Here is a 16,455-nt window from a genome sequence, read left to right on the forward strand (position 1 = left end):
CTAGTTCAAAGTCTTCAATCCAAAGAAAGAAAGACACAGTGGGGCCTCTGAGTTATTCGCTCCTAGATGCACCAAGCTTATTCAGAGCCTCTGCATCCACCAACTTGGCGATCACCGGATGCAGGCGCAAGTCGCCCTCCTTGATCACCTGTTTGAAGTTGCGCAGCACCGAAACAGCCGCCTGCTGATCCGCAGCAATCACATCCAACAGCCAGTTGATCTGGCCGCTGTTCCACTCTTCCGCCTTCAGCCGCACCGGCCAGGTACCCGACTTGATCTGTTCACGGATCTTGGCATCTACCTCTTCCGACACACTGGCCCAGAGCGCCATGCCCGCAATGTCACCCTTCTCCGCCACATCTTCTGCCTTGGGATAGGCGATAGCAATGCGGTCGCGGATCAGCGGCTCCAGCACTAGGTGCTGCAAATCCGCCAGCGATTGGTGACGGTAGCGCGGCAGGGCCATCATGCCCATCACCACCTTACCAAAGCTTTCGCGCACATGCGCCCGCAGCAAGGCGATCTTGCCGGCAACTTCAGGGTCAATCTGCTGGGAGGGGACTTCGGCGTTCATAGTCTATTCCTTTTCTACCGCACACTGTCGAAGATGTCGCCCCCGACACGAAGCGGTTAACAATTCCTTGAGTACCACTCACCTATAACGAGAACAAAATCAATCCGTAAATTTTCAGTCAACTAGCTGGATTCTCATATTTTTCTTTCAGCGCTTCATTCCTCCCCCAAGTAGTTGGACTTGGCTCTGTTGCACAAAACAGGTGATTGCCAAGGTTCCCCTTTCCCCGGACAGACTTATCCCGCAGGTTCTGTGATTGGTATGCTGAGCGCGGTGTAGCCGTTCAGAACGGCGATCCGGACCTGGAGTTCTGCGACCTGGCGGTCGAAGTCCCGTGCCATTAGCCGCTGGCCCAGCAGTTTCACGCAATGCATCTTTGTCTCGACGCGGCTCCGGCGGTGGTATCCACTCCAACGTCGCCACAGAGCGCGGCCCAGATACTTCGATGCTCGCAGAGCCTCGTCGCGAGCCACGGCTCCAGCGGTAATGGTCTTCCATGGCTTGGCGTTCTTGCGGGGCGGGATGACGGCATGAGCGCCGCGGTCGGCGATGGCGTCATGGCATTTTCGAGTGTCGTAGGCGCCGTCGGCGGTGATGCTCCCGATCTCTTCGTTCACCGGGATCTGGCTGAGCAGGTCTCCGACCCTGCGCATCCACATCACGCCTTGACCGGCCCTGCCGGAAGAAGCGGCTATGAAACAAGGGTTTGACAACGATCATGAGAACAGGCAGCTGAAAAACTCCCTCCGCCACACCCATCAACGCCGAAACGGCTCTTACGGTGACTTTCACATTGAGCTGAAGGATGCGGACTGTATAAAGCATGGCTCAGCTCGACGAGGGAGGCTGCGTAAAATCATTGTTCAGCAGCCTGTTAGATGTAGCTGGAGGGATAAGCGGACGGGCTCAATGTTCCGCCGATGCGCCGTCCACCCGTGATGATCTCGATTTCGGTGCGCTTCACCATCGCAATCAACAGTACGACGGACGACATTTGGGACAGGTTAGACTCCACTTACCCGTCGACAGAAATGCAATCAGCCGGAATTCTTGAAGAGGGGGGGAGGACGTGCCCCCACCAGTTCTCGTCAATCGCAGGCAGCCACCCGCTGGAACAGAGCACTTCAACGCATTGCAATATTTCCCTAGTCGGGATGCAAACAGGGCCCGCCCCTGCTTTCGCCAAAACTACGAAATCAGAACTGTCCTCTTGGCACTCTTTCTTAAGCATCTGGTCCCCCCAAAATTTCTGCTGCCGCTTCCAAAAGGTACCGGTCTCGGTAGGTGTTCTCAGAATTGGAGGCCATTAGTTTCTCGAACCTGTCAGGATCGAAATAGCGTACTTTATTCCAGATGATCGGAGCTTCAAGGGCGCTATTTGTACTGCTGAAGTCCTGAATACGAACTCTAAGAAACTCGCGCATTTCTCCTGTATCGCTTTCCTGATAGCCATGATGGAGGCATTGCATGCGCAGGTCGAACCAGCCCGCTCCGGTTGACCTGGTTAGTACGTGTTTTTTATCGAAACTGGCACCCGGAATTGCTTCGGCAATCGCATCCCTTATTTCTGCTGATTGGATGATTTGTCCATACAGATTGATTGCCTCTACACCATACGGGATCATCCATGGGAGGTTCCGTAAATGGACCCGAGAAAACCGATACCCTTCTGCCTCCACCCAGGCGCACAGCATACGCTTCGCCAAAGGTCGCCTAATTCCGATGCCCAGAAAGTCACCCAGCAACAAGACAATCCGATCGTACTCTGACCGCACGATGGCCAGCAGGGTATCATCGAAATCTGAGGCAGGCAGCATCCGACCTTCACTGCGCTGGTTTTCTGTCAGGTGCGGGCACCTCCTTTGGCTTTCGGCATTAAAACCTGCAAGGCCTCTAACTGGCTTTCCCACATGTTTTCCGTGTGGCCGTCGAACATCGTGTGAGCGATAAAGACCAACAAGTTGGACCGGGTTGTTGCAATGCGGGCAGACACCGAAAATTCTGCGATGATCGCGGCTCATGCCTGAATTGTACCAAGGAGGCGCAGAGCCTGTGACTTCCTCCACCGTGTGTGTCTCGATTTCATAGGTCATGCAATCGCCTGGACTTAACTTAAATCTTGATACCATATGCGTTTGTTGCTCTGCTCATCCATCCGGGAGGCAGATTGGGGATACAACCCTCTGCCTCAACTGCAGCGAGAGCAGCAGCAATATCAGAGAGTGTCAAGACGACAGTCACGCCATCACATGTTTTGAACCGAAACAGCAATGAACAAGGAGATCTCTCAAAGGAGACCGCGGATATATCTGCTAGGAACGCCATGGGCACAGCTTCATTAAGGACATTTTTCGTCATTCTGTGTTCGCTTTCACGCAAGCTTCCGAATACCAAGATAGCTTAAACGCATGAAAACCCGAACGGCGGCGGGGCAGAGAAATGTGGAAAACACCCCATTTCTATCAACTTTCACCAAACGAAGAACCCTATTGGCCGCCACGACCCAGTTTACTAATTCTTAGCGGGGACACGGTTGAAGGTACGCGGTGCAACCCCCTGACGTGCCCTCCTTAAAGCCCGCGTTTTCAGTGGAGCACGTCACTCGCTACATGCCAAGGCTGTTTGACCTGCCCCCCGCAAAATCCCTCACCATGAAGTAGAGTCTGCCCAACCTATGTAGGAGCAGACGAATGCGTAAGAGCCGTTTCACTGAGGCGCAAATCATCGGGATGATCAAAGAGCAGGAAGCCGGGATGCCGACAGCGGAGGTGTGCCGTCGGCACGGCCTGAGCCCGGCGACCTTTTACAAACTGAAGTCCAAATATGGCGGCATGGAGGTGTCGGAGGCCGCGCGGCTGAAGGCCCTGGAAGATGAGAACGCCAAGCTGAAGCGGCTGCTGGCGGACACGATGCTCGACAACGTGGTTTTGAAAGACCTGCTGGGAAAAAGCTGACGACACCGAAAGAGCGGCGAGAGGCAGCGCTCAATGCAATGCGGGATCATGACATCTCGCAGCGCAGGGCCTGTCGGCTTGTCGGTGTCGACCCCAAGACGGTCCGGCGCGAACGCCCGCTCGACCATCCCGAGATCCGCCAGGAGATGAAGGAGATCGCTGGCAAACGCCGCCGGTTCGGCTACCGGCGGATCGGCGTGCTGCTTGAGCGAAAAGGCATGATCATGAACCACAAAAAACTCTACCGCCTCTACCGGGAAGAAGGCCTTGCGGTGAAACGGCGGCGGGGCCGCAAGCGTGCCCGGGGCTCGCGAACGCCGATGCCCGAAGCCACACAGCCCAACCAGCGCTGGTCCCTGGATTTCCTGGCAGACAGCTTCGGCGCGTCGCGGAAGTTCCGCATCCTGGCCGTAAACGATGACTGCTGCCGGGAAAACCTGTGCCTGGCCGCGGACACCAGCATTTCGGGTGAGCGCGTTGCCCGGGAGCTGGACGCGCTCGTCCGGATCTACGGAAAACCTGTTTGCGTTGTCAGTGATAACGGCACGGAATTCACCAGCCGGGCAATCCTGAGATGGGCCGACAGGAACGGCGTGGATTGGCATTACATCGATCCCGGAAAACCGCAGCAGAATGCCTTCATCGAGTCATTCAACGGAAGCCTGCGGGACGAGCTTCTCAATGAAGAGCTGTTCGATACCCTGGACGATGCCCGCCGCAAGCTGGCGCTGTGGCGCTACGATTACAACAACGTCAGGCCGCACTCTTCGTTGGGGAACAGAACGCCAAAGCAAGCGCGGCAGGCGCTTGAGCAATTTGAGGGCTCCGCGCCTGCCGCGCTTGCCAAGCCCGAAACCGACGACTACCAAAATCAAACCCGCAGACTCTCGTCATGAGCGAGGGACCCGCGGGGGGCAGGTCATGTTCAATAGATCCTTGCTGGAGCCGGAATCTGAGTGACGGCCGAACTGAGCCCGACCTTCCTGTTGCTGGTAGGCCGATGAGCAAACAAGCACAGAAACTCCGGGAAGAGCCCAGCTTTTGTCGAGGTCATTTCCTCGGCAATCCAGCAGCCTGTCACCAGGCCTCAAGACCACTCCAGGACCAAGGAGAACAGCCTGCAAAGCAATGGCATCTGCAATCGCGTTTACCGGACCATCAAGGACGAGTTCTGCGACATCGCCTTCCGGAAGAAGATCTTGGGCACGGTGGAGCAGTTGCAGGTGGATCTGGATGCCTGCTTGTCCAAATGCAACGAGCTGCGGCAGCATTCAGGAAGGTATTGCTGCGGCATAACGCCTATGCCCACCTTCTGCGAAATGCTACACACAACCAAGGACAAGATGGTTAAAACTTCTGGCCCATCAGACAAGCCCCAACCCATTCTCAGCACAGAAAGCAGAGGCGCCCGTCGGATCATGTCTAAATTTTGTAGCTACAGCAGTCGGATAGAAATCTCTTCTTCCAAACGGCCCCGGACAGTCGAGCACATCTGATCTATGTGTTCTGCAACATCCTTGAGCGAAGCGCATTTTTCTGCGTCGGACAAGGTCGTGTTATAGGCTGCGTTAAGTTTGCCCGCCGCGGTTTCAAACTCTTCTAAAGTGAGGCCGTCCCAATCGCTCCCATTCGCAAACTGACTTTGATCAGCTTTCCGTAGACTCATGCGAAGACGTGAATGTGAAGCGGTAAACTCAGTATTTATTTCGGCAACATCGTCCACGTCGCCTATTCGGCCCGCGGAAGCAATCGTTGTGAATCGTTCGCTTAGTGCTTCCAAGTCCTCCAAGACACGGTTAATTGGCCTTTGCAGGTGTTCACAAAACTGCTCGCGCTGCACTGTTGCTTCGCGAATGTTTTTATCTCTCTCCTCAGAGTCTTTTCGTATTTTGTTTGTCCAAAAAAAGTTGAACAAGCTAAATAACAGCGAAAAAGACGCAATTACAAGGGCCCACGTTCGCGGATCGAACGTGCCCGTGCTTGATTCGGCCGACATTTTACCCCAGAGCGCTGCGTTTCATCAGTGAATCGCGGATACCGTCTTTCACTTGCTGCATTACGATGGGTGAAGCATGAAAGCGGTAATGGTCCAAGAAACCTTCACGCCCCAATCTCTTTACTGATTGAGCAAACATTCCTTGGAAGAACGAACTCGAAAGCGTCAGGAGTTCCGCAGGGATCAAGACATCAATCGACTCGTCGTCTTGATCCAGCTTGTCGAGTGTCCACCTATCTCGGGCGTCCTCACCGCGTTCGTGGCCCACAAGGTTGCGTACCTTACCCTCAGCGGTCAGTTCAGAAAACTTTATTTCAGTCATCATCGCCTCCATCATGAGCACTTTCATAGTTTGCGGGGTCGATCACGAAACCCATGCTGATTATTGTACCGGGAAACCCCACGGGGACATCATACACGAAACTTGGGTCCGGCGGGTGCGTCCTATCGTTACTTTCGTTGAACCACAAGGTTCTAGGTGCATCGACAGCGTCCCTCTCGCCTTTAAGATAGGGTGAGCGAAGCAAAATACACGAGTTACCTGACAAAATCGTTAACTTGGGAGCATGTTCGGTAGAAAGTGTCTGACCAAGAGCGCTGACAACGTCCAGCATCTGCGGCAATCCTACACCCCCTTGATCTTTCTCCCATTTTTCAGGATCGCAGGTGATACCATCTTGGAGTGCGGCCAAGGTCAGCAACGTGTCGCGTGACTGCTTGGCGCCGTTATCAGAGAGCGTTTGGATAAAACTCTCCAGTTTTTCTTTGAGGTCTGAAGAAGCACGATCAAGACTTTGGGCAAACGTATCACCAAGATTCACAATCCCCAGATACGCATGAAGCCGTGTTTCACCCGAATCATCATCGGTGCGCCGCGCCAAGAAGCCGCTTACATTCCAGCGCCCGTCACCCCTGGTGCCATCGCTATGCCTTTCGGCATTGTTTAACATTTCCGCAAGGATGCTCTGAATACCAACCCAACCAGCGTCAGTAAGGCACTCAGGAGGGTCAACTTTGCCAAGCCAACTGTCGATAGCTTCGCAAAGCCTGTCGGCGACCTTCTCCGATTTCTGCAATTCAGCGAAACGTCGTTCACTGCTTGTTGAACCCGTTTCTCGGCGTCGCTCCAGTGGAAAAGCCCAGACATCGCTCAAGTCTCGGAGCCCAATCAAATCTATATCCATACCTTGGGTTATTCCAACAGCATGCAGAACCTTCTGTAGCGGCAGATCCATATACCCGCCGTCAAACACGCCAAGCATGTCATCCCACATCAGTCGCAGGATCATAAAGGGAGTGATGTCTTTGCAGAACTTATCCTGAAAATTGATTGTCGCAGCAGCTGCACTTGCTTCGGCTTTGCAAATTTTTTGCAAGCCTTCCATGGTTGATATGGGATCTTCTAAAAAAGAAAACCGCCTAAGGTTTATTGTTTCAATATTCTCTTTGTCACGTTTTGAAAGTTCTAACCACCCGTTCTCTCTTTGGCGGCCAGGATAAAGATTATCCAGGACGACTGAGTCTCGACGCTTCCTAAGGAAAAGTAGCTGAACGTCTTTTGGAATTTCTAATCCCGTTGTATTGGAAGGAAATTCTCGGCGGACTCGCTCGTCGATTGCACGCCGAAGAGCTGCGCGCTGGTTCGGGTTCTTTCCTGCAAGATGCCAGGCCTTATTCAATCGTTCCCGATACTCGTGTCGGTTTCCCTCAATATACTCATCCTTATCCACGCCACGCGCCTGAGCTGTCCGGGTCAGAAAGGAGCTAAGCATCTTTCGGAAAGGAGTATCGTTCATCAATCGTGCCGTGCTTCTGCATCTTGGAATTCAATCGGAGAACTTCGTATCTTGCAGACCCAATGACCGCAAGCGTCAAACCGCCCCCAGCCTCCTTCAAGGCATCCTGATCAGCACTCACAGGACTGATCACAAGGCGATCTAAAAAATTTCTTTGTCCAGCACCTTCAATGCCGGACCCCAAACGCCTCCATCACTTCACCCTTGGTCAGCATCCGGATTACATGCCGTAAGTTCAGCTCCGTACCGCGTCCTGCAATTTCCAAAGCTTCGGCCACAGCCTCAACAGAGTCTTGCGTCAATCCACGCCGGCAGCCCTCACGGCGGGCAAATGCGGCTAGTTCGGTTACTGAAGCCGGCGGGAGGCGAATAACCTCCAGGCGGCTCAGCAACGGCGACGGCAAAGTGACCAAAGTGTTGGAGGTCAGCACCCAGCTGATCCAGGACATGTCGAAACCCACCTGGTAGTATGGGCATTGCCAGGAAGCCGCGGAAGATGGCTCCAGGAGGGACAGCAGCCCCTCGGTCAGGCCGAAGCTGTTTCCTTTGGTGGAAGTTGCAACCCCGGCCTTTTCCACTTCATCCACAACGACAACCGGGTTCGCTATCAGGTGCTTCAGGATCGTCATCAAAGGACGCCCCGGCTGCGCGTTGGACCAGCCGCGTTGAGAGCCCACGATACCGAACGACGCCTGCTCTGCCGTCGCCTCCACACCACAGCGGGGCACGCCAAGTGCGGTGCTCAGCTGACGGGCCCACATGCTCTTTCCAATCCCCGGAGGACCGTCCAGCAGCACCGGAGGCAGGCGGAAGCCTGCATCTCCATTGCGGACTGAGCGCCGCATCGACTTCCAAAGGAGATCGGTCGCAGGCGCCATCCAGGGCATGCCGGTATGAATCCCGGCGGCGATTTCATCCGCCTGGTGCTCTGTCCGGATCCGGATCAGCTCCACACCGTTGCGCAGAACCTCCAAGGCTCTCCGGTCGTCGAGTTTGAGGTGGGAGAGGCCTGCGGCCGCAGCCCGCCGTTCCACCAGCCTGCTTACCCGGCGGTCCACGCGGTCCTGACCTTCGCGCCCGAGACCAACCTGCATCAATTCGTTTTCCCACCGAAGGCGGTCATCACGATCCTCAGGGTCCGGAGGCACGATGCCGCGCTCGAGGGCGCGGCGCGTTTTCAGGAATCGTTCCAGGCGCTGCCGTATGGCCCGCCGGTCTTTGTCGGCATTGTGGAACTCTGCTTCGATGAACTTGATCTTGGACATAGCTGGCCCTTTCCCGGCACACCGCGCCGTCTGGCCCCCGATTGCACACTGTGCGGTCGGGGAATTGAAAGAAAGAACCTGGCCAGGTTTGAGCTTCAGTCCTGCTCAATACGGCCATTTCAGTCAACAGGCGGTGCTGATCTTTGGAGGGGAAAAGGATCCCTTCAGCGTGCAGAAGGCAGAGATCACATAAGCCATTGTTTTAAAACAAAACCACCGGCCGAAGATTGGCCGGTGGCAATTAACCTCGTGTCAGAATGGCAGAAAACCCCAATCAATGGCAATTATTTCTTGGGTCCGACAACTCTAAAGGCCCAAGGCCTCAACCGCACTTGGAATGGCCGCAGCTGCGGCAGGTCATACAGCCTTCGACCATTTGCATGTCGAACTGGCCGCAGCTCGGACAGGCCTTGCCACGCGGTGCGTTCAGGTTCACTACCTGCGCTTGCGGGTCAGACTTCAAGCCCATGCCCTCGCCTTCCAGGAAACCGGTTTTGACCATGTGGGTTTCGATCACGCCGCCGATCGCCGCCAGGATCGAAGGAATGTATTTACCCTGCACCCAGGCGCCGCCGCGCGGGTCGAATACCGCTTTCAGCTCTTCGACCACAAAGGACACGTCGCCGCCGCGGCGGAACACGGCCGAGATCATCCGGGTCAGTGCCAGCGTCCAGGCGTAATGTTCCATGTTCTTGGAGTTGATGAACACCTCGAACGGGCGGCGGTGGCCGTTGATGATGATGTCGTTGATGGTCAGGTAGATCGCGTGCTCGCTGTCCGGCCACTTCAGCTTGTAGGTATGGCCCTCCAGCGACTGCGGGCGGTCCAGCGGCTCGGACATATAGACGACTTCAGCTCCGTTTTCGTCCACGTCGCTCTCATGCGGCGCCTTGGCGGTCTCGCCCGGCGCAGTGTCGGCGCTCTCGCTCACCGACAGGACTGATCCAGTCACGTCGTTGGGGCGGTAGGTGGTGCAGCCCTTGCAGCCCTGGTCCCAGGCCTGCATGTAGACGTCCTTGAAATCGTCAAAGGAGATGTCTTCCGGGCAATTGATGGTCTTGGAGATCGACGAGTCGATCCACTTCTGCGCCGCCGCCTGCATTTTGACGTGGGCCGCGGGCGAGAGTGTCTGGGCGTTGACGAAATAGTCAGGCAGCTTGGCGTCGGCGCCGAACTTCTCGCGGTACATCTGCACCGCGTAGTCGACCACTTCCTCTTCGGTGCGCGAACCATCCTTCTGCAGCACCTTGCGGGTGTAGGCATAGGCAAACACCGGCTCGATGCCCGAGGACACGTTGCCTGCATAAAGCGAAATGGTGCCGGTCGGCGCGATGGAGGTCAGCAGCGCGTTGCGGATGCCGTGCTCACGGATCGCGTCGCGCACGTCGTCGTCCATGTTCAGCATGTTGCCGGAGTTCAGGTATTTCTCAGCATCAAACAGCGGGAATGCGCCTTTTTCCTTGGCCAGGTCCACCGACGCCAGATAGGCGGCGCGGGCGATCGCATGCAGCCATTCGTCGGTCTGACGCGCCGCCTCGTCGGTGCCGTATTCCAGCCCCAGCATCAGCAGAGCATCAGCCAGGCCGGTGACGCCCAGGCCGATCCGGCGCTTGTTCTTGGCCTCTTCCGCTTGCGCGTCCAGCGGAAACTTGGAGACATCCACCACGTTGTCCATCATGCGGACAGCGGTGGCGACCAGTTCCTGCATTGCTGCCTGATCCAGATGCGCGTCTTTCTCAAACGGGCTGGCCACAAGACGCGCCATGTTGATAGAGCCCAGGAGGCAGGCGCCGTAGGGCGGCAGCGGTTGCTCGCCGCAGGGGTTGGTGGCGCAGATGTTCTCAATGTAGTTGAGGTTGTTCGCCTTGTTGATGCGGTCGATGAAGATCACGCCCGGTTCGGCATAGTCATAGGTCGCCTGCATGATCTTGTTCCACAGGTCGCGCGCCTCGACGGTGTGATAGATCTTACCATCGAACTGCAGCTCCCATGAGCCGTCTGATTTCACCGCGTCCATGAAATCATCGGTGACCAGCACAGACATGTTGAACATGCGCAGGCGGGCAGAGTCGGATTTGGCGGTGATGAACTGCTCGATATCGGGGTGGTCGCAGCGCATGGTGGCCATCATCGCGCCCCGGCGGGAACCTGCGGACATGATGGTGCGGCACATCGCGTCCCACACATCCATAAAGCTGAGCGGGCCGGAGGCATCCGCCGCTACGCCCTTCACATCGGCGCCGCGCGGCCGGATGGTGGAAAAGTCGTAACCGATGCCGCCGCCCTGCTGCATGGTCAGCGCCGCTTCTTTCAGCATGTCGAAAATCCCTGACATGCTGTCCGGCACTGTGCCCATCACAAAACAATTGAACAGGGTCACCTGGCGCGCGGTGCCAGCGCCCGCGGTGATGCGGCCTGCGGGCAGGTATTTGAAGTCCTCCAGCGCGCCAAAGAACTTCTCTTCCCACACATCCGGCTTTTTTTCCGCCCGCGCCAGGTCCCGCGCGATGCGGCGCCATGTGTCCTCAACGGTCACGTCGATCGGCGTGCCATCGGCCTGCTTGAAACGGTACTTCATATCCCAGATCTGCTCGGCAATGGGGGCGGCAAAGCGGCTCATGTGTCGGTCCTTTGAGTCGTTCGGTCTTCGTGACAAACGGCTCCGCATCGGCAGCTCTGTGCAGGCACCGTTGCGAATCCGTTTTTTGTTAAGGCTTTCTTGCAGCAAAAGCGTGGATGAACACAATACCTTGAAGTCAGCGATCCGTAAACTACTATATACTGTCAAAGCTCTGGACGACTCTGTGGGGAAACTGTGGATAAGTGCGTGAATCTCGTGAAGCTTTCGGTCGGCACTGAAAGCGTCGAAAGCCTGATGGCCTGGCAGGAGATGCGCCGCCGGGAACTGCCCGAGGGCCTGCCCCGCCACGTCACCCGCATGTGGCCCAAGCGCGAGGCGGAGATCCTGAACGGCGGCTCAATCTTTTGGGTGATAAAGGGTCTGATTCAATGCCGCCAGCGCGTGCTGCGGCTGGATGAAGTGACAGGCGAAGACGGCATCCGCCGCTGCGCCATCGTGCTAGACCCGGAACTGCACCGCACCCAAACCGCGCCCAAACGCCCATTCCAGGGCTGGCGCTACCTAAAGCCAGAGGAGTCGCCTGCCGACCTGACCGAAAGCAAAGGCCGGGAAGAACCGCTGCCGCCGGAACTTTCTCAGGCTCTGGCGGAAATCGGCGTGATCTGAACCACCCGAACCGGCCACGGCCGCAGGGGCAGACGGCGCCCCGCCTGCCCTGCGGAACCGCTCCGGGTTACTTCAGCAACTCCAGCAGTTCTTTGGCAGCGTCCTCCGAAGAGGCCGGGTTCTGGCCAGTAACCAGAGTACCGTCGACTTCGACATGCGGCGCCCAGTCATCGCCGCGGCGGAAATCGCCGCCCTTTTCCTTCAGCACATCCTCCAGCAGGAACGGCACAACATCCGTCAGACCCACCGCCTCTTCTTCGCTGTTGGTGAAACCGGTAATCCGGCGCCCCTCCACAAACGGCGCGCCGTTCTTGTCCAGCACGTGACGGAACACCGCAGGTGCGTGGCAGACAGCGCCCACCGGCTTGCCCGCTGCTGAGAAATCCTCGATCAGCTTGCGGCTGTCCGCGCTTTCGGCCAGGTCCCACATCGGGCCATGGCCGCCGGGATAGAACACCGCATCAAAGCGCGCAGCCTCCACATCCGCCAGTTTCACAGTGGCAGCCAGCGCCTGTTGCGCCGCCTCATCCTGTTTGAAACGGAGGGTGGCATCAGTCTGGGCATCATCGGCGTCCGATTTCGGGTCCAGCGGCGGCTGGCCGCCCTTTGGCGAGGCCAGGGTGACCTCGGCGCCAGCATCGCGCAGCACATAGTAAGGCGCGGCAAATTCCTCCAGCCAGAAACCGGTTTTTTCCCCGGTGTCCCCCAGCTGATCATGCGACGTCAAAACCATCAGAATTTTCATAGACTGTCCTTTCAGTTGGAGCTTATCCCAACCCAGCTATGACTGACGGGCAGAAATGAAACCCGGGCGCCCATAAAAAGGTGGCCCGGGTGCATAATCCGAAGGCAACCGGCGGACCGGCGCCTATTTCCGGTGTTCCAGCAAATCAAGCAGAGTGTTCAGCGCTGCCTTCTCATCGATGCCGTATTTTGCCACCCTGCTGCGCCACAGCGTCGCCTGCGACTTCAGAACCAGCCCGTCGCCCAGCAGCTTCAGGTGGTTGGCGCGCAGCGTCTCGCCGGTGGAGGTGATGTCGGCCACCATCTCAGCGGTCTCGTTCTTCACCGTGCCTTCGGTTGCGCCCTGGCTGTCGATCAGCTGGTAATCTGCCACTCCGGCATCGGTCAGGAACTCGCGCACCAGCCGGTGGTACTTGGTGGCGATCCGCAGCCGGTGCCCGTGCACGGCGCGAAAGGCCGAGGCCACGGCGTCCAGATCATCCAGCGTGTCCACGTCGATCCAGCATTGCGGCACTGCCAGTACCAGATCCGCATGGCCAAAGCCCAGCTCTGCCAGCTCCTCAACCTGCTGCTCGAACCGCGGCAGCTTCTCCTGCACCAGGTCCGTGCCCGTGACGCCCAGGTGAATACGCCCCGCCGCCAGCTCGCGCGGGATCTCCCCCGCGGACAGCAGCACCAGCTCCATATTCGACACGCCCTCAACCGCACCGGCATATTCCCGGTCCGACCCTGTGCGCGACAGCGTCACGCCGCGCTTGGCGAACCAGTCAAAGGTCTTTTCCATCAGCCGCCCTTTGGACGGCACTCCCAGCTTCAGGGTCATGTGCGGGCCTCCTCAAGCTGCAGCATCAGATCCGGGCGCAGCACACCGCCCACTGCCGGGATTTCCCCGCCCTCGCCCAGCTGACGGGTCAGCGCGTCATAGCGCCCGCCGCTGGCCACCGGCGGCAGATCTGGCCGTGCTTCGGCATAGAAGCCAAAGACAAAGCCGTCGTAGTATTCCATCGATGTGCGCCCATAGGAGGCTTCGAAATCGAGGTTCTCGACATCCACGCCGCGGGCCTTCATCGCCGCAGTGCGCGCATCCAGCCGGTCCAGCGCCGGGTTGATCTGCGGCAGATCCACCGCAATGTCACGCATCTGCTCGCTGGCATAGGGCACCGTCTCGCGCACCGCCATCAGCGCCTCCAGCGCCAGCAGCTCGTTTTCCGAGATCGGCGGCGCCTTCGCGTCCTCGCGCAGCGCCTCCACCCGCGCCTGCACCTCTGCCGCGCGGCGCTTGCCGACCGCCGCCGCAGAGCCGGTCAGATCGCCTTCGGTCGACAGCAGCCTCTTGCGGCTCTCCGGCACCGGGGTCCGGCCTGCAAAACGGTCCAGCAAGGAGCGGAACCGGCGCGGCCGCCAGATGTGGCGCATCAGCGCCGCCTTTCGCTTGTCCGTGGTGTTCAGCCCCTGCACCGCCGCCATCAGAATGCCGATATCGCCGGTTGCCGCGCGCAACGGCAGCCCGCGCACCTGCAACGCAAACAGCGAAAAAACCTCAGCATCCGCGGCGGCGGCATCGTCGCGCTCGAACACCTCATACCCGACCTGCAGGTATTCGTTCGGCCGGTCCGGGTCCATCTCCTGGCGCCGGAACACCTCGCCGGAGTAGGTATAGCGCGCAGGCTCGGCACCGTGGCGCATATGGGCCTCCACCACCGGCACGGTAAAGTCCGGGCGCAGCATCTGTTCGCCGCGTAAGGCGTCGGTGGTCACATAGGCGCGGGCACGGATGTCCTCGCCGTACAAATCCAGCAATGTGCCGGCCGGCTGCAGCAATGGCGTGTCGACCACCTGCGCACCCGCGGCCTCGAAGCGGACCCGCAGCTGTGCGGCGCGCGCCTGAATATCAGAACGGAGCGTCATGATCAGCCCTGCCCGTTCAGGATTTCACGCACCTTGGCGACCAGCTCGCTGCGCGGCACTTCGAACTGGCTGGGGCGTTCCTTCCACTCTTCCAGCGTCGCGCTTTCGGCGATCTTGGCACCCAGGATCAGGTCTTTGATCTGCACCACGCCATTGGCCTTCTCGTCGCCGCCTTCGATCACCGCCACGGGCGAGTTCCGCTTGTCCGCGTACTTCAGCTGGTTGCCGAAGTTCTTGGGGTTGCCCAGATAGACTTCAGCCCGGATGCCCGCGTTGCGCAGCTCCGCCACCATGGTCTGGTAATCCGCCATCCGGTCGCGGTCCATCACGGTAACGACCACCGGCCCGGTGGCCTCCGCCGAAAGCCGCCCCTTGGCATGCAGCGCTGCCAGCAGCCGGTCCACGCCGACCGAAACGCCCACCGCCGGCACTTCCTGTCCGGTGAAGCGCTTGACCAAGCCGTCATAACGCCCGCCGCCGGAGACCGATCCGAACTGCCGCTTGCGGCCCTTTTCGTCGAGGATCTCAAACGTCAGCTCCGCCTCGAACACCGGCCCGGTGTAGTAGCCAAGCCCGCGCACGACCGAGGGGTCGATCTCAATCCGGTCCTTGCCATAGCCGCCCGCGGCCAGCAGCTCGCCGATCTGCTCCAGCTCGGCAATACCGTCCTGGCCGACCTTGCTGTCGCCCACAGCGGAGCGCAGGTTGGCGATGGTGCCAGCCGCTTCCGCCGCCTTGGAGGTCAGGAACGCCAGCACAGGCGCCGCTTGATCGTCCGACAATCCGACCCCGTCGATAAAGGCGCCGGAGGCATCCAGCCGTCCCTTGGTCAGCAGATCGCGCACGCCGGCCTCGCCGACCTTGTCGAACTTGTCGATAGTCCGCAGCACATCGTCGCGCTTGGCATCGCCGTCGCCCAGCCCCATCGCCTCCAGCACGCCGTTCAGAACCTTCCGATTGTTGACCCGCACCAGGTAATCGCCGCGCGGAATGCCGACGGTTTCCAGCGTGTCGGACAGCATCGCGCAGATCTCCGCATCCGCCGCCATCGAGGCGGTGCCGACGGTATCCGCATCGCACTGATAGAACTGGCGGAACCGGCCCGGTCCCGGCTTTTCATTGCGCCAAACCGGCCCCATCGCATAGCGGCGGTAGGGGGTCGGCAGGTCGTTGCGGTGCTGGGCATAGACCCGCGCCAGCGGCGCTGTCAGGTCATAGCGCAGCGCCATCCAGTCGCCCCCGGAATTTGAACTGCCGTCGTCCTCAGTCTCCTGCCAGGCAAACACGCCCTCGTTCGGGCGGTCCACGTCGGGCAGGAATTTGCCCAGCGCTTCTACGGTTTCCACCGCCGAGGATTCCAGCGCCTCGAACCCGTAATGATGATACACACCCGCGATGGCCCGCAGCATCTCGCTGCGCTGGGTCACCTCCGCACCGAAATAGTCACGGAACCCTTTCGGCGTCTGCGCCTTGGGGCGGGGCTGTTTCTTCACTTTGGCCATCTGAGGCCTCCTCACGGGTAGCGGTTTCACTCGCCCGGCGGTCTAGCGGAAGCAGGCCGCAACAGCAAGAAGGAGCCGCGGGAGGCAATGCCGCAGGCGAGAAAACAACTGCGCGATACAGGCACTGCCCAGCCTGCCGTTCGGGCGAATCCTTGCTTTCAGAGCCATCTTCTATATCAGGCGTTTCAGAACCCAGGAGACATCCCATGCAGCATCTGGAAGAGCAAATCGCCCATCTGACCCGCAGCGTGGAGGAGATGAGCGACGTGATCGCCCGCCAGCAGCAGGAAATCGACGTGCTGACCCGCCGCGTCGCCATGCTGATGCAGCGCGAAGCCACCCGCGAACAGGACAGCACCGGCGGCGTGGTCTTTGCCGACGAACGCCCGCCGCATTACTGAGCCCGGCTGCGAACCGGCCTGCATCAGCCCTTGGGATGGCGCCTCAACGGAAATGCGGGGCGATTTAT

At 58.8% G+C, this 16,455-nt stretch carries 15 protein-coding genes and 1 pseudogene; 3 read left to right on the plus strand and 13 right to left on the minus strand.

Annotation, left to right across the window (positions count from 1 at the left end; all coding sequences use genetic code 11):
- Positions 1-52 precede the first annotated feature (52 nt).
- From AC5STB_RS04620 to AC5STB_RS04630, 3 genes and pseudogenes are all read right to left on the minus strand, one after another.
- Positions 53-574 carry a toxin-activating lysine-acyltransferase gene (locus tag AC5STB_RS04620; protein ID WP_495441801.1) on the minus strand — a complete coding sequence of 174 codons (522 nt, stop codon included), beginning with the start codon at positions 572-574 and terminating at the stop codon, positions 53-55.
- Between the two features lie 236 nt (positions 575-810).
- Positions 811-1,212 (minus strand): annotated as a pseudogene (locus tag AC5STB_RS04625) (IS5 family transposase); the annotation flags it as partial.
- A 585-nt stretch (positions 1,213-1,797) separates the two neighbouring features.
- Positions 1,798-2,667, minus strand: a complete 870-nt coding sequence (locus tag AC5STB_RS04630; protein ID WP_495441802.1) for a hypothetical protein — start codon at positions 2,665-2,667, stop codon at positions 1,798-1,800.
- A 597-nt stretch (positions 2,668-3,264) separates the two neighbouring features.
- Between AC5STB_RS04630 and AC5STB_RS04635 the strand changes: the two genes are divergently transcribed.
- Positions 3,265-4,424, plus strand: a protein-coding gene (locus AC5STB_RS04635; RefSeq protein ID WP_495441156.1) for an IS3 family transposase whose coding sequence is annotated in 2 segments (ribosomal slippage) — positions 3,265-3,523 and positions 3,523-4,424 — 1,161 coding nt in all. Because the reading frame shifts where the segments join, the coding sequence is not laid out codon by codon here.
- Here the strand turns inward: AC5STB_RS04635 and AC5STB_RS04640 are convergent.
- The 6 genes from AC5STB_RS04640 to AC5STB_RS04665 all read right to left on the minus strand — a co-directional run bounded on the left by AC5STB_RS04640 (position 4,419) and on the right by AC5STB_RS04665 (position 11,205).
- A complete protein-coding gene (locus tag AC5STB_RS04640) occupies positions 4,419-4,799 on the minus strand; it encodes a hypothetical protein (RefSeq protein ID WP_495441803.1) in 381 nt (126 codons plus the stop codon). The genes AC5STB_RS04635 and AC5STB_RS04640 overlap by 6 nt on opposite strands.
- Positions 4,800-4,963: 164 nt before the next feature.
- On the minus strand, positions 4,964-5,524 hold the full coding sequence (locus AC5STB_RS04645) for a hypothetical protein (protein WP_495441804.1): 561 nt from the start codon (positions 5,522-5,524) through the stop codon (positions 4,964-4,966).
- Between the two features lies 1 nt (position 5,525).
- Positions 5,526-5,846: a hypothetical protein gene (locus AC5STB_RS04650; RefSeq protein ID WP_495441805.1), complete on the minus strand. Its 321-nt coding sequence runs from the start codon at positions 5,844-5,846 to the stop codon at positions 5,526-5,528.
- Entirely contained in the window at positions 5,839-7,320 is a 1,482-nt protein-coding gene (locus AC5STB_RS04655; protein WP_495441806.1) for a hypothetical protein, read from the minus strand. The genes AC5STB_RS04650 and AC5STB_RS04655 overlap by 8 nt, the downstream gene beginning before the upstream one ends.
- A gap of 167 nt (positions 7,321-7,487) precedes the next feature.
- A complete protein-coding gene (locus tag AC5STB_RS04660) occupies positions 7,488-8,585 on the minus strand; it encodes an AAA family ATPase (RefSeq protein WP_495441807.1) in 1,098 nt (365 codons plus the stop codon).
- Positions 8,586-8,907: 322 nt separating this feature from the next.
- Positions 8,908-11,205 (minus strand): adenosylcobalamin-dependent ribonucleoside-diphosphate reductase, encoded by a 2,298-nt coding sequence (locus AC5STB_RS04665; RefSeq protein ID WP_495441808.1) that lies wholly within the window; start codon positions 11,203-11,205, stop codon positions 8,908-8,910.
- 195 nt (positions 11,206-11,400) lie between these two features.
- On the opposite strand from AC5STB_RS04665, the gene AC5STB_RS04670 reads away from it, so the two are divergent.
- Positions 11,401-11,832, plus strand: a complete 432-nt coding sequence (locus AC5STB_RS04670; protein ID WP_495441809.1) for a DUF1489 family protein — start codon at positions 11,401-11,403, stop codon at positions 11,830-11,832.
- A gap of 67 nt (positions 11,833-11,899) precedes the next feature.
- Here AC5STB_RS04670 and AC5STB_RS04675 read toward each other — a convergent pair whose 3' ends face one another.
- The 4 genes from AC5STB_RS04675 to hisS all read right to left on the minus strand — a co-directional run bounded on the left by AC5STB_RS04675 (position 11,900) and on the right by hisS (position 15,986).
- A complete protein-coding gene (locus tag AC5STB_RS04675; protein WP_495441810.1) occupies positions 11,900-12,577 on the minus strand; it encodes a type 1 glutamine amidotransferase domain-containing protein in 678 nt (225 codons plus the stop codon).
- A gap of 123 nt (positions 12,578-12,700) precedes the next feature.
- Positions 12,701-13,399: an ATP phosphoribosyltransferase gene (gene hisG, locus AC5STB_RS04680; RefSeq protein ID WP_495441811.1), complete on the minus strand. Its 699-nt coding sequence runs from the start codon at positions 13,397-13,399 to the stop codon at positions 12,701-12,703.
- Positions 13,396-14,484, minus strand: coding sequence for an ATP phosphoribosyltransferase regulatory subunit (locus AC5STB_RS04685; RefSeq protein WP_495441812.1), 1,089 nt, complete (start codon positions 14,482-14,484; stop codon positions 13,396-13,398). The genes hisG and AC5STB_RS04685 overlap by 4 nt, the downstream gene beginning before the upstream one ends.
- A 2-nt stretch (positions 14,485-14,486) precedes the next feature.
- Positions 14,487-15,986 carry a histidine--tRNA ligase gene (gene hisS / locus AC5STB_RS04690; protein ID WP_495441813.1) on the minus strand — a complete coding sequence of 500 codons (1,500 nt, stop codon included), beginning with the start codon at positions 15,984-15,986 and terminating at the stop codon, positions 14,487-14,489.
- A 206-nt stretch (positions 15,987-16,192) separates the two neighbouring features.
- Between hisS and AC5STB_RS04695 the strand changes: the two genes are divergently transcribed.
- Positions 16,193-16,387, plus strand: coding sequence for a SlyX family protein (locus tag AC5STB_RS04695; RefSeq protein ID WP_495441814.1), 195 nt, complete (start codon positions 16,193-16,195; stop codon positions 16,385-16,387).
- Positions 16,388-16,455: the final 68 nt, after the last annotated feature.

This window comes from Leisingera sp. CC-HEC093 (genome assembly GCF_059429195.1).

Coding starts and splice junctions, on each gene's coding strand:
- AC5STB_RS04620 (WP_495441801.1), bottom strand. CDS start 574: ATGAACGCCGAAGTCCCCTCCCAGCAGATTGACCCTGAAGTTGCCGGC.
- AC5STB_RS04630 (WP_495441802.1), bottom strand. CDS start 2,667: ATGACCTATGAAATCGAGACACACACGGTGGAGGAAGTCACAGGCTCT.
- AC5STB_RS04640 (WP_495441803.1), bottom strand. CDS start 4,799: ATGCTGCCGCAGCTCGTTGCATTTGGACAAGCAGGCATCCAGATCCAC.
- AC5STB_RS04645 (WP_495441804.1), bottom strand. CDS start 5,524: ATGTCGGCCGAATCAAGCACGGGCACGTTCGATCCGCGAACGTGGGCC.
- AC5STB_RS04650 (WP_495441805.1), bottom strand. CDS start 5,846: ATGACTGAAATAAAGTTTTCTGAACTGACCGCTGAGGGTAAGGTACGC.
- AC5STB_RS04655 (WP_495441806.1), bottom strand. CDS start 7,320: ATGAACGATACTCCTTTCCGAAAGATGCTTAGCTCCTTTCTGACCCGG.
- AC5STB_RS04660 (WP_495441807.1), bottom strand. CDS start 8,585: ATGTCCAAGATCAAGTTCATCGAAGCAGAGTTCCACAATGCCGACAAA.
- AC5STB_RS04665 (WP_495441808.1), bottom strand. CDS start 11,205: ATGAGCCGCTTTGCCGCCCCCATTGCCGAGCAGATCTGGGATATGAAG.
- AC5STB_RS04675 (WP_495441810.1), bottom strand. CDS start 12,577: ATGAAAATTCTGATGGTTTTGACGTCGCATGATCAGCTGGGGGACACC.
- hisG (WP_495441811.1), bottom strand. CDS start 13,399: ATGACCCTGAAGCTGGGAGTGCCGTCCAAAGGGCGGCTGATGGAAAAG.
- AC5STB_RS04685 (WP_495441812.1), bottom strand. CDS start 14,484: ATGACGCTCCGTTCTGATATTCAGGCGCGCGCCGCACAGCTGCGGGTC.
- hisS (WP_495441813.1), bottom strand. CDS start 15,986: ATGGCCAAAGTGAAGAAACAGCCCCGCCCCAAGGCGCAGACGCCGAAA.
- AC5STB_RS04695 (WP_495441814.1), top strand. CDS start 16,193: ATGCAGCATCTGGAAGAGCAAATCGCCCATCTGACCCGCAGCGTGGAG.